Raw genomic sequence first — 19,144 nt, 5'->3', positions numbered from 1 at the left:
CTTCAAGCATAGTTAATGCTCCTTCATTCTGCTTTTGTCATAGCGTGCCATCTGGTGTTGCAATGCCTGCTCCAGTTCAAGCATGGCGCGCGCCATGGACGTGCTGCAATCGGCCACTTCATCGTGGTGGAGCCTGTTATTGCAGGCCTGCTCGAGCGCCTCGCAGCTGTCGATGAGGCGGGAGGCCTGGACGATTCGGGCCGCGCCCTTGATTTTGTGGGCAATGTCGAGGAGTGACTGGCGGTCCTTTGACTCGGATAACGCCAGCAGCGCTGTGCGGTCCAGGCGGTTGCTGTTCAGCAGTTCGGTCAACAATCGCTGGTTCAGAGTTATGTTGCCACCCGTCAATAGATGCAGCCCCTCCAGACTGAAGGCCGGAGCGCGGACCGTTGGCCTGATGCCTTCGACCCATTGGCTCAAGGCCGTCAGGCTGAGGGGTTTGAACAGGCAATCGTCCATCCCGGCCAGTTTGCAGCGTTGTCTTTCCTCCGGCTGTGCGTTGGCGGTGAAACCCAGAACGGTGCAGGGAGGGCGCTGCATGTGTTGTTCATGTTGGCGAATGGCACGGACCAGCTCATATCCATTCATGATCGGCATGTTGCAATCGGCAATCACCAGGTCGAATGGCTGATTCTTCCATAGCTCGAACCCCGCTTTGCCATCCGCTGCGACGTTGAACCGATGCCCCAGAAACTCCAGTTGCTGGCACATGAGCAAGCGATTGGCCGGGTGATCATCGACCACCAGAACGTTCAAGGGAGCAGTGCTCGGGTGGATTTGCGGCTCGACAGGTTCCGGCATCCGTTCCGTCGGCAGGGTGGCCAGGTTCAGCGAAACCCGAACCTGTGTGCCGACACCTGGCTGACTGTTCAATTGCAGGCTACCGCCCATCATTTTGCATAGATTGCGGCTGATCACCAGGCCCAGCCCCGCACCGCCTCTGGCTAATTGGCCAGCGTTATCGGCCTGGACGAAAGGCTCGAACAACCGCTGTTGATCCTGCTCGCTGATCCCCGCACCACTGTCTTCGACCAGCAACTGCAACTGGACCCGGTCGGGTTCGTCGGTCGGCTGCAACTCGACGCTGATTCTGACTTGGCCCTGTTGAGTAAACTTGATGGCATTGCTGACCAGGTTGGACAGCACCTGCTTGAAGCGCATCGGATCCAGGAGCACATCGAAGGGTGGTTTGGCAGGACAGAATTCCAGTTGCAGCCCCAGACTTTTCTGTCGGGCCAGCCCGTCGAAGATCCGCACCACCGAGGCAGCGGTTTCAGCCAGATCGACGCGCTCCGGGCTCAGGCTCAAACGCCCGGATTCAATGCGCGCAATATCGAGAATGTCCCCGATCAGTTCCAGCAGGTCTTTCGCCGAGTGGTACGCGACATCGATGGCCGGTCGATCCGGATGGCTGTGATCGATACGTTTGAGCGTCAGTTCGAGCATGCCGATGATTGCATTCATAGGCGTGCGGATCTCATGACTCATGGTCGCCAGAAAGGTGCTTTTAGCCCGGTTGGCAGCATCGGCTTGCTCTTTCGCAGCCCGCAGTTCATCGAACAGTTGCCGCCGTTCGCTGATGTCGATCCAGCCGCCAATGATGCCTTGCACGTCACCGCTCGAGTCTCGATAGGGAAGAATCCAGTGATAGATCGTCAGCTTGCGGTCGACGATGTGCAACGGACGGTCGAGAATCAGCGGCGTTCCCTCGGCCATGACGCGCTGGTAGTCCGCCTGATATTCCCGTGCTTCGAAAGCGTTGCCCAGGGCGCCCTGTATGACGCCTTTACCAATGACGTCTTCGCGTTTCGCACAGAAGGTTTCCAGGTAACTGTCGTTGCAGCTTCGCAGCAATCCCTGGCGATCACGCACATAAATGGGATGAGGCGTGCCATTGACCAGTGAGCGCATGAATTCCAGTTGATCGTTCAATGCCCGTTCGGCCGTTTGCCGCTGTTTTATCTGGCGCCTCATATAGGCGTTCCAGGCAACGGATATCAGCAGCAACACGCCGGCACTGATAACGATCTGGTAGAACACCCGGTGATAGTTGCGCCAGGTACTTTGCGAGGCCGCGGAATAGCCACGCCAGCGGTTGTTGATGATGCCCAGCTCTTCCGGTGCAATGCTCAATAGTGCCTTGTCGAGAATCGCATTCAGTTCTTTGGCGTCGCGCCCGGTCGCCAGGGAAAACGCTGCCTGTCGGGTGCCGATGGTGGTGCTGATCTGAAGTGGCTGTTCGAAGATCCGTGATGAGATGAAGTAGTTGGCGATCACCAGTGAGTTCACCGCACCTTCTGCCTGGCCCTCGGCGAGCAACTGCACGGCGCTGAATGTGTCCGGGGTTTCAACCAGGTTGATCTGCGGAAACTCGCTGCGCAGGTAATCCACCAGTGGATTGCCTTGAGCGATCGCCAGGCGTTTATCCTGCAATTGCGTGAGGTTTGTCGGGCTGTCGGCCGCTTTGCGCGTCAGCAGCACAAAGGAGTTTTCCAGATAGGGGCGGCTGAAGTTCAGCATCGTTTCACGTTGGACGCTGGGGAGCAGGGCGGCGATCAGGTCGGCCTGATGGTTAACGATCTGCTCCACCATCGCATCATCGCTTCGGCTGCGCAGGATTTCGAAACGCAAACCGGTGCGTAATCTGATCAGCTCGAGCAGATCCGCCGTGACGCCCCGAAAGTTGCCGTCGCTGTCGAAAAACGTCAGTGGCGCAAACGCTTCATTGACCACGACGCGCACGACCGGATGTTGCGCCAGCCAGCGTTCTTCGCGGTGGCTGAGTTGCAGTTTGTGATCGGTGAGAAGAATGTCGCTGCCGGCACTCCAGCGTTTGGCAATGTTTTCTCGCTCGCTGGTGGGAATGGCCCTGAGTACCGCGTTGATGATCCCGAGCAGATCCGGGTTGTCCTTTTGCACGGCAAAGCTGAAACCGTGGGCTTCGTGTTGACCGAAGTTGGCCATGCGGATGTTGTTCAGATACCCCTTGTTGATCATGTAGTGGGTTGAAATGGTGTCGCCGAGAAAAACGTCGGCCTGGTCGAAGGCAACCGCATTGATTGCATTCTGGTAGGAGGGATAGGAGGTGATGATTGCCTTCGGATACAGCGCCCTGACCTCATTCAGAGGCAGATAGTGATACACCATGCTGAGCCGCATGCCGGCAAGCCCATCGGTCAGCGATCTGGTTTCTCCTTCTCGTGTCACCAGTACGGGTTGATCCACCGCATAAGGTATGGATAGGGCAATCTCGGCATTGTCGGCCTCGAACCCATTGGCGGTGCCAAGCATGTCGACCTGGCCTTTTTCCAGCGCCTCGATCGCGGCTCCTCGGGACGCGAAGCGCCGAACTTTGATCGGCAACCCTATAGCGTTGCCGAGGATGCCCGCGTAATCGGCGGTGAAACCTTCATAGTCCTGGCCGCTGAGCGTCAGGTCGAAAGGAGGATAATCTGGAGCAGATGTACCCAGGATCAATTCACGTTTTTCTTTAACCCATTGTCGTTGTGAGGTATCCAGTTGGACTTCCATGTGCCCAGCCGTCGAGCGACTAAGCAGGGTGTAGTGCTCGCTGGTCGTCTGAGTCGCGAGAACCGGGGTGCTCAGGCATAAACCCGCGGCCATGAGTATCAGATAATCCTTGAAACGACTGGGCATCCTGTTTCTCACACTAACGCGTTACGTTTTGCCATATCGATGAGTTCAACCAGGGATTTGGCTTTGAGTTTTTGCATGAGTCGTTTTTTATAAGTACTGACCGTCTTGTTGCTGAGAAACATACCCTTGGCAATTTCTTTATTGGTACGGCCCTGAGCGAATAGCTGTAATACCATCAGCTCTCGATCGTTAACGGACTTGAATAATTCCAGGTCGGCCCAGCGTGCGTCATCGCGGCGAACAGGGTTCAAGGCTTGACTGGGGAAATAGTTGTAACCTGATAAGACCGCTTTGATCGCACTCATCAGTTCACTGAGGTCTTCTTGTTTGCATACATAGCCCGAGGCACCGGACTGCATGCAGCGAATACCGAAAAGTGTCGGGCACTGTGCCGTCAATACCAGTGTTTTTAGGGGTGTACTCATGGCGTTGAAACGGGAAAGAACTTCCAGTCCATCCAGTTTGGGAATGCTGATGTCGAGGATGATCAGGTCAGGCATGCATTCGCGGACCATCTGCATTGCATCGACCCCATTGTCAGTTTCGCCGACGACTTTGTAACCTTCATGTTCCAGCAGCATTCGAACGGCGAGGCGAATGACAGGGTGATCGTCGACAATAAAAACGGAGTTCATAATCAAATCCCATACGTGCACAAATAAAGCGCGCACCTTAGCTCAGATAGTTGAGGGGCCGCATGAGCTGAGGTCGCTGTAGCGGCAATATAGGAAAAGTCCTACAATCGAAGAAGAATAGGACTACGTATCAACTAGGTTTTGCATGAAGAAGAGCAAAAGTTTGATCGGGATAATCAAGGGATCGAAAGCATTGAGTTAGAGAAGTGAATTGATGTTTTGATCATGGTTTTAGTGTGTTTGGTTTTTTTGCGTTTTATGGAGAGGCCAAGGTCAACAAGTTTCTGAAGTCTGATTGTTTCAATGGTTTGATCAAGTAACCGAGCAAGGGCAGATCATGGTGGCAGGCCATTGCTTTAAGTTCGTCCAGTTCGACGGATGTCAGGCTGCTCAGAAGTATTGCCTGTCTGATCATCCCCCGCTGACTGGCGTATGCAATCAAGTCGAGACCTGGAAGGTCGGGCAGGCATTGGTCGCACAGAAGAATATCGAACGGTTGTGCAGCCTTGAGCATGTGTTGCAAGGCACCTTCGGCACTGTCGGTGGTAGTCAATTGAGTGAAGCCATAACTTTCTAGCAGGTATTGAGTGGCTCTTAGTTGAAAAGGGTGATCTTCCACCAGCAAGATGCGCCAATCATGTTTGAACATAGGAATTTTCATGCTTCATCTGTCGAGCATTGGGACTTTGATTGTTTCGCGATATCGCCGAAGAATCGATCAGTCAGCTCTGCGCAAGGTGTAGGGCGATTCTGTCAACGTTGAAATACAAATGAATATCGAGTATTTCGATCAGCCGCTCAGGCGTCTCTGACGCGGCTGATCGATACGCTTTTACCTGTGGCTTGAACGACCGGTCATTTCCAGCGCCATTTCACCGGCATAGCTGTCGGTCATGCCGGCGATGAAATCAATCATGCGCAAGAAGGAGGTGTGTAAAGGGCCGTGAGGATCGGGCGCATTGTTGCCCAACAGATCGAGTATGCGACGGTGCTTGAAGGATGGCGTCCGGCCGTTGTGCTGCTCCAGTGCCGCGCCGCAAAAGGCGTTGAGGAGGATTTCCAGGGTGGTGTAGGCGCCGATTTCATGGAGCGTCTTGCGCTTGTCCTGGAAGATTTTTTTGCGCGCCATGTCCTTGGCATTCAAGACGCAGCGTTTGGCGGGGCCATGCATGTGTTCCACCAGGTCACCAGGCAGCGTGCCGGCCAGCAGCGCATCCTGTTGCTCGACGAAGGCTCGGGCAGCCGCGTTGGTCAGGTGTTCGATGGCCTTGCCCCGCAGGATCGCCAGTTTGCGCCGACGCGAATCCTGGGGGCCGAGCTGGCGATAGGTTTCCGGGAGATCGTCGCCCACCAGGTCCAGCAGCAGAGACTCGACTTCGGCGTATTCCAGCAGCTCCATTTCCAGGCCATCTTCCAGATCGATCAGCGCATAGCAGATGTCGTCGGCGGCCTCCATCAGGTACACCAGCGGATGGCGCGCCCAGCGCTGTTCGTCCAGCTGGGGCAGACCGAGTTTTTGAGCGATCTGTTCCAGCAGCGGCAGTTCGCTCTGATAGCAACCGAACTTGTGCTTTTTGTAGCCCAGTGAGTCGGCGTGCCGAGCCGTCCACGGGTATTTCAGGTAGGTGCCCAGCGTGGCGTAGGTTAGCCGGGTCCCCCCTTCAAACTGGTGATATTCAAGCTGGGTAAGCACACGGAAACCTTGGGCATTACCTTCGAAGTTGAGGAAGTCATTGCGTTCGGTTTCGCTCATCGCATCCAGCCAGCCACGGCCTGCGGCTTGCTGGAACCAGTGGCGGATCGCGTCTTCACCGGAATGACCGAAGGGCGGATTACCGATGTCATGGGCCAGGCAAGCCGATTGCACCACCATGCCCAGGTCGCTCGGTTCGCACCAGTCGGGCAGGGCGCTGCGGATGGTTTCACCGACGCGCATGCCCAGCGAACGACCGACACAGCTGACTTCCAGCGAGTGGGTCAGGCGCGTGTGGATGTGGTCGTTGCTGGAGACCGGATGGACCTGGGTCTTACGCCCGAGACGGCGAAACGCGCCTGAGAAAATGATGCGGTCGTGGTCTTTATGGAAAGGGCTGCGGCCGAGTTCTTCCGGGCTGTGCACAGGCTTTCCGAGGCGTTCACGGGTAAGCAGGGTTTGCCAATCCAAGGCTGGTTTCTCCGTCAGGTGACTGATGCCCTAGCTTCGCGGTTCAAGCGGGGCCCTGCAAGGGGCGCCAAGGTTTATTGACGTTTGATTCGTGACCAATCGTCAACAAGCCTTGGTGCCTTGGTCAAGCATGCAGCCAGAAAGGACAGATCAATGTTTGCGCGAAGAGCTCTGCATGATCAGCTTTATCAGGGGCCCCAGCGTGACGCCCAAGCGAGCCAGCCGGGTCAGGCTGCCGATACCGCCACCCTTGGCACCCTTGCCGGTCAGAAAGCCCAACCCGATCACGGCCGCGATGCCCCAGAGGGGGGCGTGTTTGATGCCGAAGCCGTCTTGCAGGTTTTGCGTCATGCCACGCACCCGTTGCAGGGGATGCAGCAGGTGTTGGGATTCGTGGCGGATTTCCTGGCGATGCATTTCCATGCGCAGGCGGATCAGCGCCTTGCGCATTTCCGTGCGCGAGCTGTTGCGGGGAAGTTCAGACATGTTCATGGCAACAGACGCTCCCGATCATTGGCCAACTCTTCCAGTGTGCCATGGAAGGGCGAGGACTCATCGAAAATCGCTGCTCTCAAGCGCATCGCACAGAACAATGCGGCGAGGGTATAGAACACACAGAGCCCGATGATTGCGGCCAGGCGATAGGTATCCCAAAACAGGATCAACACCAGCGTCGACAACCCCACCAGCAATAACAAGGCAAAGACCAGCGTCAGGCCTGCAAACAGCAGCAGGCTTACGGTGCGTGCTTTTTGTTCCTGCAATTCAATGCCGAACAGTTCGACATGACTGTGCAGCAGTCCAAGAAACGCGGCACCGAGGCGCCGCGGTGATGAGCCGGTGCCCGTCGCGGACGGGCCGGATTCGCCGATCGCCATATTAGCGCCGAGTGGCCAGCAGGCCGATCAGGAAACCCACGCCAGCCGCGATTCCGACCGATTGCCATGGGTTGGCCTGAACGTAATCTTCCGTGGCGGTGACAGCGGCTTTGCCGCGCTCGCGCACAGAATCTTCGGTCAATCTCAGGGTTTCCCGCGCGCGCAGCAGACTGTCATGGATCTGCTGGCGCAACTCATCGGCCTGATCGCCAGCCAGGGATTTGGTGTGTTCCAGCAATCTTTCAGTGTCGGTGACCAGTGTCTGAAAATCTTCCATCAGAACTTCTTGAGCAGTCTTTGCTGTGGTGCGTGCCATTGGTTATCTCCGTGAGTGGCTTGTGAAGCGTTCGAGTATGAGCCTTGCGTGAAGGTTCAGTACAAATGACTGGTACAACTTTTGCTGTGTCGTGGTGCGTCAGCCTGCGCCATTGCGCTGTTGCTGGGCATGATTTCAGGAAAACCTTAACTCAAATAATCAAAACTCGCGCAAAGGCTCCGTTCTTGTGCGCCAAAGCGGTTCATCCGGATCAGCGCTTCAGTCTGGATGAGCTGCAACTTGGTGCGTCAACCATGTGCGCGAACTGCTTTGGTGCTTTTTTTCAGCCTTCAGGTCTGCCAATCCATGGAAAATCTGCAAAGCGCTGTGGACAGTCTGGTCCATAGCTCCAACACGTTGTTCATCCTTATCGGTGCAGTCATGGTTTTGGCCATGCATGCTGGTTTCGCCTTTCTGGAGGTGGGTACGGTTCGACAAAAGAACCAGGTCAACGCCTTGTCGAAGATCCTCAGCGACTTCGCCATTTCGACCCTGGCCTACTTCTTTATAGGCTATTGGATTTCCTACGGGGTCACTTTCATGCAACCGGCGGCGGTGATCACCGCCGACCATGGCTATGGGCTGGTGAAATTTTTCTTCCTGCTGACTTTTGCTGCGGCCATACCGGCAATCATTTCCGGAGGCATCGCCGAGCGCGCCCGATTCGTCCCGCAGTTATGTGCGACGGCGCTGATCGTGGCGTTCATCTATCCCTTCTTCGAAGGCATGATCTGGAATGGCAACTTTGGCCTGCAAGCCTGGTTGCTGGAGCGTTTTGGCGCCAGCTTCCATGACTTCGCAGGCTCTGTGGTGGTTCACGCCCTGGGCGGTTGGCTGGCACTCGCGGCGGTGTTGTTGCTCGGCCCAAGGCATGGTCGTTATCGCGACGGACGACTGGTGGCCTTCGCACCGTCGAGCATTCCCTTTCTGGCGTTGGGTTCGTGGATTCTGATCGTCGGCTGGTTCGGCTTCAACGTGATGAGCGCCCAGACGCTGAAAGGGGTCAGCGGGCTGGTGGCGGTGAATTCGTTGATGGCCATGGTCGGTGGCACCGTGGCGGCGTTGATTGTCGGGCGCAATGACCCGGGCTTCCTGCATAACGGCCCATTGGCCGGACTGGTGGCGATCTGCGCCGGATCGGATCTGATGCATCCGGTGGGCGCATTGGTGACCGGTGCCGTCGCCGGGGCACTGTTTGTCTGGTGCTTTACAGCCGCGCAAGGCAAATGGCATATCGACGATGTGCTGGGCGTCTGGCCTCTGCATGGACTGTGTGGTGTCTGGGGCGGGATCGCTTGCGGCATCTTTGGTCAAACCGCCTTGGGTGGTTTGGGGGGCGTGAGCCTGATCAGCCAGTTGATCGGCACTTCTCTGGGGGTGATCGTGGCGCTGGCCGGCGGTTTTGTGGTGTATGGCGCGATCAAGATGTTCCATGGTCTGCGCCTGAGTCAGGAGGAGGAGTATTACGGCGCGGACTTGTCGGTGCACAAGATCGGTGCCGTGAGTCAGGATTGAATCAGCGTTCTTCATCGTCGGTGCCGGGGTAAAAACCGTGCAGCAGGCGATAACGGTCATGCCGTACCTGGTCGACCCGGTCTTGCACTTGTTGGCCGGGAATGCCCAGCATGATCAGCGCGTGGGAGGCGAGCATCAGGCTCGACTCCAGCAACTCGGGTACGACTTCGCTGGCGCCGGCCGCCTTCAACTCGGCCAACTGACTGTCGTCCCGCGTGCGCACCAGGACCGGCACGCTCGGGTTGAAGCGGCGCGCCTCCTTGAGTATCAATAGTGCGATGTCCGTCTGGTCCACGGCGACCACCAGCAATCTGGCGCGTTCCAACCCTATGGCGACCAGCAGTTCGCCGCGACGTGAGTCGCCATAATGAACGCAGCTTTCATTGACGGCTGCTTCCTGAACCCGCACCGGGTCGGTATCCAGCGCAATGTAAGGTTGATGCACATTACGCAGGACGCGCCCGATGGACTGACCTACACGGCCATACCCACAAATCACTACGTGATTGTGCAAGCCGGCGTTGAGCGCGCTGATTTCTTCGAGTTCAGCTTCTTCGTTGGGTTTGTGGTGCAGGCGTGTGGCGATGTGAGGAGCGGCGCGCAGCAGTAAAGGCGTCACCAGCATCGAGCAGAACGTGGCGGCCAGCAGCAGGCCACCGAAGTCGGTGGGCATCAGTTTGTTCTGCGTCATCTGCGTCATCAGGGCAAAGCAGAATTCGCCCCCTTGAGCCAATGCCAGGCCGCTGCGCCAGGCGGTTTCGACATCGCTGCCGCGCCATTTGACCAGCAGCGCTACCACGGCGCCTTTGATCAGCAGCAATCCCAGCGTCAGGCCGAGAATCAGCAGGCCGTGGCTGGCAAACAAGCGCAAGTCGATCAACATGCCGATACTGACGAAGAACACCCCGAGCAGAATGTCGCGAAACGGACGGATGTCCGCCTCGATCTGATGCCGGTAGTGGCTTTCCCCCAGTAGCATGCCGGCGAGAAAGGCGCCCAGGGCAGGGGAGAGGTCGAGCAGGTGAGTCAGCCAGGCCGTCAGCAGAACGATCACCAGTGCCAACAGCACGAACAGCTCAGCGGACCGGGACGCGGCGACTTCATGAAACAGGCGTGGCAAAAACCAGCGACTGACCAGCAGCAGACCGACGAACAGCACGATAGTCTTGCCCAGCGTCAATGGCAGAGCCCAATACCAAACCTGGTCGCTGGTGCCGGCGAACACCGGCACCAGGGTCAGTAGCAACACTGCGACCACGTCCTGGAACAACAGCACGGCGATGGCATTCTGGCCGTGGCGGCTGAAAAGCTCACCGAGGCTGCTCAACTCCTTGCTGACAATGGCGGTGGACGACAGCGCCAAACCGGCACCGAGTAACAATGCAGGTATGGTCGGCATGCCAAACAGTATCAGCAACCCCCCCAGCACTATCCCGCAAAGCAGCACTTGCAGGCTGCCCAGGCCAAAAACCACTCGGCGCAGTGCGAGCATTTTCGACAGGGAAAACTCAAGCCCGAGAGAAAACAGCAAAAACACTACGCCCAACTCGGCAAGGTCGGGCAACTCTTCACTTTCATTCACCCAGTTGAACGCGGTCGGCCCGATCATCAGCCCCACGCACAGGTAGCCCAGTACTGGTGGCAAGCTTAGGCGCTGGAACAGTGCAATCACCACCAGAGATGAGGTGAAGATGATCAAAAGATTGGCGAACACAAAAAACTCCGGTGAGGTTCTGGCTACCCAAGCGTAGAAGTAAAAAAAACGCGAGCATCGTGCAAATGGCCGTTGAGGCGAATGATGTGCGTCAGGAGTTTGCCGAAATCTCTTTAAATCAGCCATTGCTCAGACAGATAGGGCATCGGCTCGACGGCTTTTGATAGCGGGCCTAGAATGAGCGCTTACTTCGATGGGTCTTGTCGTCATGCCTCCTGAATGTCGCCTGTTCGGCACCCTTGGTTGCCATCTTTGTGAAGTCGCCGAAGCACTTCTGATGCCCTTTGTCGAAAACGGTTTGTTGGTGGAGTTGGTCGACATCGCCGAAAACGAAGACTGGGTCGAAGACTATAGTTTGCGTATACCGGTGCTGCGGCGTCTTGATAACGGCGCTGAACTCGATTGGCCTTTCGATGCGGATCAGGTCGTAGCGTTCCTGAGTCGTGACGCCGGTTGAAGACGCCCCTCCTGTCGCAGTTCTCGTTTCATCCATTGGCGAAAGGTTGGTTATTCGGTTACTGTATGCGTATACAGTTATTCCGATTGCCTGCCATGCTTTCCCTGTTTCGGGTTTGGCAGCCGATCTCGGACGTCAGAGGATGAACCTTGGTCAATGTCGAACAATTGAAGAACAGCGTGAACCGGATGTCGGCGGACGTGGTGCGCGAGGCCGTACTCGAATTGCGTTTGGATGGTCTGGTCACGGAGGGGAAAACGCCCTTCAACAAATTGCATTTCAATACCTGTTTCGCCGAAATCGAAGCCTTGTTCCAGCGTGCGGGTTACCACCGGCAGCTGGATGTCGTGGGCTATCAGGGTTTGTTGTATGCGCTTTATGACCCCGGTCGCTGGGAAGCGGTCGATGTGCTGCGCTGGCTCAAGGAATTCACCGAAGCGGCCGCTCGAACGCAGTCGATACCGGCCTGAGGATTCTTCTAGGTTCGTTCCGGTCACTGTTGGATAATGCCGCCCTGCATTGAGGGTCAGAACTTTTCGTATGTCCACTTCATCTTTTTCTGCTGCGCATAACCAGGCCAGCACGCTCTATCTGCCGCCGGGGCCGTGGCAGACCGTACTCGATTGCCTGTGCGAACACTTCAGCGCCATTGGTCGTGAACAATGGCTGGACAGAATTGCTCGCGGTCGTGTCCTCGATGGTCAAGGCCTGCCGATCGCCTTGGAACTGCCTTACAAGGAAGGTCTGCGGATTCATTATTTCCGTGAAGTACCGGACGAAAAACCGATCCCGGTGGTGGAGTCGATCCTCTACGCCGACGAGCATCTGGTGGTGGCGGACAAACCACACTTTCTACCGGTGACGCCGGCGGGTGAATACGTTGAGCAGACATTGCTGCGACGGCTGATCCGTCGACTGGATAACCCGCATCTGGTGCCGTTGCATCGAATCGACCGGCATACGGCGGGGCTGGTGCTGTTTTCAGCCAATCCTCAGAGTCGGTCGGCGTATCAGTCATTGTTTCCTACACGCCAGATCGAAAAGCGCTATGAAGCAATCGCCCGGGCATTGCCTGAACACTCCTTCCCGCTGGTCCATAAAAGTCGACTTATCGATGGCGAGCCGTTTTTTCGCATGCAAGAAGGTCCGGGCGTCAGCAATACCGAGACAGCGGTCGAGGTCAGGGAAAAAAACGGAGAACTCTGGCGTTATGCGCTGTACCCGGTGACGGGCAAGAAACATCAGTTGCGAGTTCACATGACAGCTTTGGGGGCGAGCATCTGCAACGATCCGTTCTATCCGCAGGTGCTCAAGGACGTTGAAGATGACTATGCCAACCCCTTGAAGCTGTTGGCCCAGGGGCTGCGATTTATCGATCCGGTCACGGGGCAGGAAAGAGAATTCGAAAGCACCATCACCTTGCAGTGGTGATCACAGGCTAACGACTCTGCTTTTCTTCAGCCACGAAAAAGCCCGCTTTTAAAGCGGGCTTTTCTGTATCCGGTTGTCGCCGTAAAGATTACAGATCTTTAACGGTACGGACCTGATCTTTGTTGACGCGGGTTTGCTTGCCATCCAGTTGTTCGAATTCGTAAAAGCCCGATTCTTCATCGTACTTAGGCGCGTCGACGGCCTGGATTTCTCGACCGTCATTCAAGGTAATCACTGTAGGCGATGCGCAACCGGCGAGGGTGGCAAGGCCCAGTGCGAGCATGAAAGTGGCGAGGGTCCGTTGAGTCATGGGTGTGTCTCCGAATGGGAATTCTTTTGGTTGCTGAGCTTGAGACGTGTACAACGCGCGCAAGTTCCTTCGCGTGTCAGTCTGACATAGTGTGATGTGTGCTTAACAGTTCCGGCGTATTGAGATTGGCCAGGCGAGCGTCGTTGTCCGGGCATTGCAGGGCCGTGGCGCCCAGTTTGCGCATAAGTCGACCCGGGCTGCGCTCACCTTCGTTCCAGGCGGTCTCGAAAGCCGCTGAAAGGGCGACGGGAATCATGCACAGCAAGGGTTCCCAGTGTTCGCCATGGCGCAGCATCAGTGGTTTGTCCGGATGCTGCCCGGCGGTTTCACGCATGCTCTGGAGCAGCGCGGCATCGATGCGTGGCACATCGCAGGGCAGCACCAGCAGGTGAGTGTGGCGGGCGGCTTTCAAGCCTGCGCGAATACCGGCCAATGGTCCTGGAAAGTCGCCTTCGTCGTCATGGACCAACTGATCCGCATAAGGCGCATATTTTTCCAGGTTTCTGTTACAGGAGATGATCAAGTCATCACTTAGTGGGCGCGTCTTGCGGTGCAGATGTGCGATCAGTGGCTCTCCGTGCCAATCCAGCAAACCCTTGTCCTGGCCGCCCATGCGTTGGCCGGGACCGCCGGCCAGGAGCAGAATGGAGCAAGGTGCCAGAGGTGTATTCGAGGTCATCGCACTTCTCCATGGTGGCGGCGAAAAAATGAGGCGCTGTGATATAACACCGGGCTGTTTCTCCTACAACTGGACGAGCCTATGAAAGCCAAGGCTGATGTACCTTTCGCACCGCTCAACATCGCGGTGCTGACTGTCAGCGATACCCGTACCCTGGAAACCGATACCTCAGGCCAGGTCTTCGTCGACCGTTTGAGCGCTGCCGGTCATAACCTCGCGGCCCGTGTACTGCTTAAAGATGACCTCTACAAAATTCGCGCGCAAGTCGCCAACTGGATTGCCGACGAGGTCGTGCAAGTGGTGCTGATCACCGGCGGTACCGGGTTCACCGGTCGCGACAGCACACCCGAAGCCGTGAGTTGCCTGCTGGATAAGCAGGTCGATGGTTTTGGTGAATTGTTCCGGCAGATATCGGTAGCGGATATCGGCACCTCGACGGTTCAGTCCCGGGCCTTGGCCGGTCTGGCCAATGGCACGCTGGTCTGCTGTTTGCCGGGCTCGACCAATGCGGTGCGCACCGGTTGGGACGGCATTCTCGCCGAGCAACTGGATTCGCGTCACCGTCCGTGCAATTTCGTGGCCCATCTGAAACAGGCGGCACCCTGTGAAACCCGCGGGTAAGCCAGGCAAGACTGGCAGTCTGATGGCTGTCGAGGTGGCACTGGCGCGTTTACTGGAAATGGCCGACGCCTCGAAGATTCGCGAGCACGAACGCTTGCCGTTGGCGCAGGTTCAGGGGCGTGTACTGGCCACTGACCTGGTCTCGACACTTGATTTGCCGCCCTGGCCCAATAGTGCCATGGACGGTTATGCCTTGCGCCTGGCCGACTGGAAGGGAGAGCCGTTGGTGGTCAGTCAGAAGATTTTTGCAGGCCAGGCCCCGGAGCCCTTGAAACCGGGTACTTGTGCGCGGATCTTCACCGGCGCGCCTGTGCCCGCAGGCGCCGACTGTGTCGAGATGCAAGAGAACGCCCAGGTTCAGGCGGATGAGCGGGTACGTTTCACCGAGACCATGACCCCAGGACAGAACATACGTCCACAAGGTCAGGAAGCCACCGTTGGTGAGCTGATTTTGCCCGCCGGAACGCGTCTGGGGGCTATCGAACAGGGGCTGGCGGCATCGCTGGGATGCGCTGAGCTGGACGTGGTTCGCAAGGCTCGTGTTGCAGTCTTGTCTACCGGTGATGAGTTGATTGAGCCAGGCCAGGTCCTTGGGCCGGGACAGATCTACAACAGTAATCGAGTATTGCTCTGCAGCTGGTTGCAGCGATTGGGTTGTGAGGTGATCGATGCCGGCATTCTTCCCGATGATTTAGCGACCACTCGTGCCCGCCTCGGTGAGTTGAAGGATGTCGACCTGATTCTCTCGACCGGTGGCGTATCGGTGGGAGAAGCCGACTTTCTGGGCATCGCCTTGCGGGAAGAGGGCGAATTGACCCTGTGGAAGCTTGCCATCAAACCAGGTAAGCCGCTGACGTTCGGGCATTTTCGTGGCGTGCCTGTGATTGGTTTACCCGGCAATCCGGCATCGACCCTGGTGACTTTTGCTCTGTTGGCAAGGCCCTACCTTTTGCGCCGCCAAGGCGTAAAAGAAGTTGAGCCCCTGAAGTTTCAGGTGCTGGCAGGGTTTGTCTGGCCAAAGGCTGGTAACCGACGTGAGTACTTGCGCGGACGTCTGGAGAATGGCCGGGCAATCATCTACAGAAATCAGAGCTCTGGCGTACTGCGCAGTGCCGCCTGGGCTGACGGTTTGGTCGAAGTGCTGGAGGACCGTACGCTGATCGAGGGTGATTGGGTGAGCTTTATCCCGCTGAGTGAAGTCTTGAACTGAACAGGCACTGGTTTTGCCACGCAAGCCCGGTTGATCGCATTGGGCTTGCGTCCATGACCATTCGTCAATTTGCCAGAAGTGTCACCATCTGGTCGAAGCGGCTGTTGGCGATCCAGGCCAGAAGTCCCAGGATCCCGGCTGTTCCGCCAGCTGAATAGGCGAGCCTGTGTTTGATGGATTTGACGTCACCCCGGACTTCATCCATGTCTCTTCGGATATATTTGAGGTGTGTCTCCAGTTCAATGACGCGAGGTTCCATATCAACTTCTCCGGCGGGCTTTGCGCTGTTTTTGAGGTCAGCCTGATGATTTGTGCGATTTTCTGCGAACGGCGCGACCGGGGTTACCGGTAGTCTGAGGTCATGGCTTTGCATGGAGTAACTGGCTCCTTGCGTTAAAACCATTCGAGTGATCGATGCCGTCGTTGCCTGCGCTTTTTGAGGCCCTTAAGGGGATTCCATTCATTGTTTTCACGTCCCTGTGTAAATTAACGGGTGATAACTGATAACCGAGATCCAACGGTGTACCAATTGTTCGGGTGGGTCAATTGAGCCGATTCCTCATGTTTTGTAAGAAAAAATACCGCTCTGTAGGACTCACGTTTTCTTTCCCTGAAAATAATTCAAATTCCTGCGACTTTTATGAGGCGCTGCGAGGTCAACATATCTCATGGAATTGCGGATATGGGAGTGGCAAAAATGAGCGAGCGCAAGGCGCTGTTGATTCTGCATGGCAAGCAGGCACTCAATGAGGAGGTCCGCGCAGCCGTCGAAGGCAAACGCCAACAGGGCTGGGAACTGGCTGTTCGACTGACCTGGGAGGCCGGTGATGCGCAGCGGTTGGTGGAGGAAGCGCTGACGGCAGGTTATACGCAGCTGATTGCAGGCGGCGGTGATGGCACCTTGCGTGATATTGCCGAAGCCATGGCGGCGCATTCGACTCAGGCAAGCCTGGTGCTTTTGCCCTTGGGCACCGCCAACGATTTTGCTCGCGCCGCCGGTGTGCCTCTGGAGCCCGCTCAGGCGTTGGACCTTCTGGAGGTTGCCCCGCGGGCCATCGATCTGGGCGAAGTCGGCGGGCAGGTTTTCCTGAACATGGCCACGGGCGGCTTTGGCAGTCAGGTCACGGCCAACACCTCCGAGGATCTGAAAAAAATTCTTGGAGGCGCCGCTTACCTCTTCACGGGTTTATCGCGCTTTAGTGAGTTGCATGCGGCCTATGGCGAGTTGCAGGGACCGGATTTTCACTGGCGCGGCGAATTGTTGGCATTGGGCATTGGCAATGGCCGACAGGCTGGCGGTGGTCATGTGTTGTGCCCGCAGGCGCTGGCTGACGATGGACTGCTGGATATCAGCATTTTGCCCGCGCCACAGGAGTTGGTTGGTACCTTGAAAGACTTGCTGACCGATGGCTTCGGAATCGACAACATGTTTGTACGAGCACGCTTGCCATGGGTCGAGATCAAAGTCTCGGAGGGCCTTTATATCAACCTTGATGGTGAGCCTCTGGAGGGCGACAGTCTGCGTTTCTCGGCGCGCCCGGCGGCATTGCGTGTGCATTTGCCCGAGGGTTCGCCGCTGCTGAGCGTCTCGAATCCAGCTAATCGTCCAGACTGATGATTTGCTCGCGCACGGCGAACAGCACCAGGCCGGCCACATCGTAGATCTGTAAGCGTTTCATGATCTGCGAGCGGTGGGTTTCGACGGTCTTGATGCTCAGACCCAGGCCATTGGCGATTTCCCGGGTGGATTTGCCGCGAACAATCAGTCGCAGGATTTCCAGCTGACGTGCCGTCAGGTTGTGCGAGTCCTGCGTTTGCACCTGATTTTTCTGGGTTCGGGTCAGCGCCTGATTGATGACGGTATGGGCTATGGCCGGGCTCAAATAACGTTCGTTATGGCGCAAGGCATCCAGGGCATGTTCGAGTTCGGTGGCCGTGGTGTCTTTGAGCAGGTAGCCATGCGCCCCTGATTCCAGTGCCTGCATGATGAGCGCCGGGTCGGTATGCATCGACAGGATGAGCACTTTGCACTGCGGGCGCACGCGCTTGAGTCGCTGCAAGGCTTCAAGACCACCGGTTTCCTTCATGGAAATATCCAGCAGAATGATGTCCGGGGACAGCTGCTCGACCATCTCGACCAACAGCGAGCCGTCATTAGCCTCCCCGATTACCGCGTAACCGGGAATATCCAGCACCAGAGCGCGCACGCCAGCCCTGATCAGTGAGTGGTCGTCCACCAGAAGTAAGTTACAAGTCAATGCATAACCTTATTCGTACTGGCCCGTTCTAGCGCACGGGGCGCCCAAGGGAAGAGTGCTTCTATTTGAGTGCCTTTACCCGGCTCGCTGGTCACGGTCAGTGTGCCACCTAACTGATCGGTCCGTTCCGACATCCCGGCCATTCCGCGTTGCCCCTCGCGAGCAGGATCTGCCGCTGGCGCGAAACCCAGGCCATCGTCGCTGATCAACAGCGTCAGGCCCTGGGGCAGGCGTTGCAGGCGGACCAACAGATTTTTGGCCTCGGCATGACGCAGTATATTGGTAATCGCTTCTTGAGTGATTCGAAAAGCTGCCACTGCCATTTCCTCTGGTATGCCCGTCAGGCGTTGATGGCATTCCAGGCTCCAGTGCACGGAGGTATTGGCCAGCGTCCTGAGTAAATGTGCACGCAAACTGGCTTCCAGCCCGAGACTGGCCAGTTGCCGCGGATTGAGGATGGCCGAGACGTCACGAACCTTGGTCAGGGTTTCGTCCAGCGTATCGCTAAGTACCGAACACTGACCCTGCAGTTCTTCGGGCAATCGACGTTTGAGCCATTCACTTTGAAGTTTTGCGGCGGTCAGCAATTGCCCGATGTCATCATGCAGTTCCCGACTGAGCCGGTGGCGTTCGTTTTCCTGCACTTGCAGCAGACGGTCAGCCAGTTCTTGAGGTTGAAACTTTATTGATTTGCGCGAGAGGCAATATCCCACCCAGACACAGGTCAACGCTGCACTATTGAGCACCAGCAGACTCAACGGCAGAGGCATGGACAAGCTGTAGACCAGCAGGCTGCCAAGCGCCGAGCAGATGCACAGTAAAAGCGTGAACCGGCGCGCGTTTTTTCGAGAAGGTGGCCACAGGGTAATTGACTTGAGGCTGGCGTACATAGCGGATGGAGCCAATGAATGTTCGCTGCGGGCAGACCGGCCATAAGGGCTGACGGGTCTCTGTGTGGAAATTGTTGTGAAGTCGCCTTCATGGCTGTGGTTCAGTGCTGGAAATGCAGCCTTCATGGTGCTTGGCTGGAGTCACTGTGCCATTAATTGGCGTCAACTAATGGTCGGCATACTACCACTTAACATACCGTTGGTCGCGTACGGTATATAAGTTCCATACAGTCAAAATATGGTATCTGGACGATGGTTCCACAATGGAAAAACTTTCGATTTTTATCGTCGGAATCGATCGCCAGGCATTTTGTCTTTATTGCCACGCGCTATCTGAAATCGAGACAGGATAATTATTTATTTCGACTGTCGTCGTGGGTATGAAATATTCAATTGCGACATGAGCGCA

At 56.6% G+C, this 19,144-nt stretch carries 20 protein-coding genes; 7 read left to right on the top strand and 13 right to left on the bottom strand.

Annotated elements, in window-relative coordinates:
* Window positions 1-12: 12 nt before the first annotated feature.
* The 7 genes from ACYZT2_RS20250 to ACYZT2_RS20220 all read right to left on the bottom strand — a co-directional run bounded on the left by ACYZT2_RS20250 (window position 13) and on the right by ACYZT2_RS20220 (window position 7,650).
* Window positions 13-3,657, bottom strand: coding sequence for a transporter substrate-binding domain-containing protein (locus ACYZT2_RS20250; RefSeq protein WP_461966764.1), 3,645 nt, complete (start codon window positions 3,655-3,657; stop codon window positions 13-15).
* Between the two features lie 8 nt (window positions 3,658-3,665).
* Window positions 3,666-4,292 carry a response regulator gene (locus tag ACYZT2_RS20245; protein WP_007895044.1) on the bottom strand — a complete coding sequence of 209 codons (627 nt, stop codon included), beginning with the start codon at window positions 4,290-4,292 and terminating at the stop codon, window positions 3,666-3,668.
* Window positions 4,293-4,548: 256 nt separating this feature from the next.
* Window positions 4,549-4,953, bottom strand: a complete 405-nt coding sequence (locus ACYZT2_RS20240; protein WP_461966762.1) for a response regulator — start codon at window positions 4,951-4,953, stop codon at window positions 4,549-4,551.
* A 171-nt stretch (window positions 4,954-5,124) separates the two neighbouring features.
* Window positions 5,125-6,456 carry a deoxyguanosinetriphosphate triphosphohydrolase gene (locus ACYZT2_RS20235; protein ID WP_461966760.1) on the bottom strand — a complete coding sequence of 444 codons (1,332 nt, stop codon included), beginning with the start codon at window positions 6,454-6,456 and terminating at the stop codon, window positions 5,125-5,127.
* 150 nt (window positions 6,457-6,606) lie between these two features.
* Window positions 6,607-6,948: a hypothetical protein gene (locus ACYZT2_RS20230; RefSeq protein WP_461966758.1), complete on the bottom strand. Its 342-nt coding sequence runs from the start codon at window positions 6,946-6,948 to the stop codon at window positions 6,607-6,609.
* Complete coding sequence (locus ACYZT2_RS20225; protein ID WP_007895049.1) at window positions 6,945-7,334, bottom strand: phage holin family protein; 390 nt, start codon at window positions 7,332-7,334, stop codon at window positions 6,945-6,947. The genes ACYZT2_RS20230 and ACYZT2_RS20225 overlap by 4 nt, the downstream gene beginning before the upstream one ends.
* 1 nt (window position 7,335) lies before the next feature.
* Window positions 7,336-7,650: an ElaB/YgaM/YqjD family protein gene (locus tag ACYZT2_RS20220; protein WP_008009371.1), complete on the bottom strand. Its 315-nt coding sequence runs from the start codon at window positions 7,648-7,650 to the stop codon at window positions 7,336-7,338.
* 306 nt (window positions 7,651-7,956) lie between these two features.
* Here ACYZT2_RS20220 and ACYZT2_RS20215 point away from each other — a divergent pair, with 306 nt between their 5' ends.
* On the top strand, window positions 7,957-9,165 hold the full coding sequence (locus ACYZT2_RS20215) for an ammonium transporter (protein WP_461966755.1): 1,209 nt from the start codon (window positions 7,957-7,959) through the stop codon (window positions 9,163-9,165).
* A gap of 1 nt (window position 9,166) precedes the next feature.
* Here ACYZT2_RS20215 and ACYZT2_RS20210 read toward each other — a convergent pair whose 3' ends face one another.
* The gene (locus ACYZT2_RS20210) at window positions 9,167-10,879 is read right to left on the bottom strand and encodes a cation:proton antiporter (RefSeq protein ID WP_461966753.1); all 1,713 of its coding nucleotides are present in this window, start codon (window positions 10,877-10,879) and stop codon (window positions 9,167-9,169) included.
* A gap of 208 nt (window positions 10,880-11,087) precedes the next feature.
* On the opposite strand from ACYZT2_RS20210, the gene ACYZT2_RS20205 reads away from it, so the two are divergent.
* The 3 genes from ACYZT2_RS20205 to ACYZT2_RS20195 all read left to right on the top strand — a co-directional run bounded on the left by ACYZT2_RS20205 (window position 11,088) and on the right by ACYZT2_RS20195 (window position 12,767).
* Window positions 11,088-11,336 (top strand): glutaredoxin family protein, encoded by a 249-nt coding sequence (locus ACYZT2_RS20205; protein WP_461966751.1) that lies wholly within the window; start codon window positions 11,088-11,090, stop codon window positions 11,334-11,336.
* Window positions 11,337-11,485: 149 nt separating this feature from the next.
* Window positions 11,486-11,806, top strand: coding sequence for a hypothetical protein (locus ACYZT2_RS20200; protein ID WP_007895054.1), 321 nt, complete (start codon window positions 11,486-11,488; stop codon window positions 11,804-11,806).
* 70 nt (window positions 11,807-11,876) lie between these two features.
* Complete coding sequence (locus tag ACYZT2_RS20195; protein ID WP_461966748.1) at window positions 11,877-12,767, top strand: pseudouridine synthase; 891 nt, start codon at window positions 11,877-11,879, stop codon at window positions 12,765-12,767.
* Between the two features lie 88 nt (window positions 12,768-12,855).
* Here ACYZT2_RS20195 and ACYZT2_RS20190 read toward each other — a convergent pair whose 3' ends face one another.
* Both ACYZT2_RS20190 and mobA read right to left on the bottom strand, forming a co-directional pair.
* Window positions 12,856-13,077, bottom strand: a complete 222-nt coding sequence (locus ACYZT2_RS20190) for a YgdI/YgdR family lipoprotein (RefSeq protein WP_038982251.1) — start codon at window positions 13,075-13,077, stop codon at window positions 12,856-12,858.
* A 76-nt stretch (window positions 13,078-13,153) separates the two neighbouring features.
* Window positions 13,154-13,756, bottom strand: a complete 603-nt coding sequence (gene mobA / locus ACYZT2_RS20185) for a molybdenum cofactor guanylyltransferase MobA (protein ID WP_461966746.1) — start codon at window positions 13,754-13,756, stop codon at window positions 13,154-13,156.
* Between the two features lie 81 nt (window positions 13,757-13,837).
* On the opposite strand from mobA, the gene moaB reads away from it, so the two are divergent.
* Both moaB and ACYZT2_RS20175 read left to right on the top strand, forming a co-directional pair.
* Window positions 13,838-14,377 (top strand): molybdenum cofactor biosynthesis protein B, encoded by a 540-nt coding sequence (moaB, locus tag ACYZT2_RS20180; RefSeq protein WP_008075630.1) that lies wholly within the window; start codon window positions 13,838-13,840, stop codon window positions 14,375-14,377.
* Window positions 14,361-15,587 (top strand): molybdopterin molybdotransferase MoeA, encoded by a 1,227-nt coding sequence (locus ACYZT2_RS20175; protein ID WP_461966743.1) that lies wholly within the window; start codon window positions 14,361-14,363, stop codon window positions 15,585-15,587. Before moaB ends, ACYZT2_RS20175 begins: the two co-directional genes overlap by 17 nt.
* A gap of 64 nt (window positions 15,588-15,651) precedes the next feature.
* Here ACYZT2_RS20175 and ACYZT2_RS20170 read toward each other — a convergent pair whose 3' ends face one another.
* A complete protein-coding gene (locus ACYZT2_RS20170) occupies window positions 15,652-15,960 on the bottom strand; it encodes a hypothetical protein (protein ID WP_461966741.1) in 309 nt (102 codons plus the stop codon).
* A gap of 324 nt (window positions 15,961-16,284) precedes the next feature.
* On the opposite strand from ACYZT2_RS20170, the gene yegS reads away from it, so the two are divergent.
* Window positions 16,285-17,202, top strand: a complete 918-nt coding sequence (gene yegS / locus ACYZT2_RS20165; RefSeq protein WP_461966739.1) for a lipid kinase YegS — start codon at window positions 16,285-16,287, stop codon at window positions 17,200-17,202.
* On the opposite strand, the gene ACYZT2_RS20160 is transcribed toward yegS, so the two are convergent.
* Together ACYZT2_RS20160 and ACYZT2_RS20155 are read right to left on the bottom strand one after the other, a co-directional pair.
* Window positions 17,186-17,845, bottom strand: a complete 660-nt coding sequence (locus ACYZT2_RS20160) for a response regulator (RefSeq protein ID WP_461966737.1) — start codon at window positions 17,843-17,845, stop codon at window positions 17,186-17,188. The two genes, yegS and ACYZT2_RS20160, sit on opposite strands and share 17 nt — an antisense overlap.
* Window positions 17,842-18,735, bottom strand: coding sequence for a sensor histidine kinase (locus tag ACYZT2_RS20155; protein ID WP_461973190.1), 894 nt, complete (start codon window positions 18,733-18,735; stop codon window positions 17,842-17,844). Before ACYZT2_RS20155 ends, ACYZT2_RS20160 begins: the two co-directional genes overlap by 4 nt.
* Window positions 18,736-19,144 lie beyond the last annotated feature (409 nt).

The organism is Pseudomonas sp. MDT1-85 (genome assembly GCF_054898065.1).
Note: the sequence above shows the minus strand (reverse complement) of the source record. Positions and strands in the feature narration are given on the sequence as shown.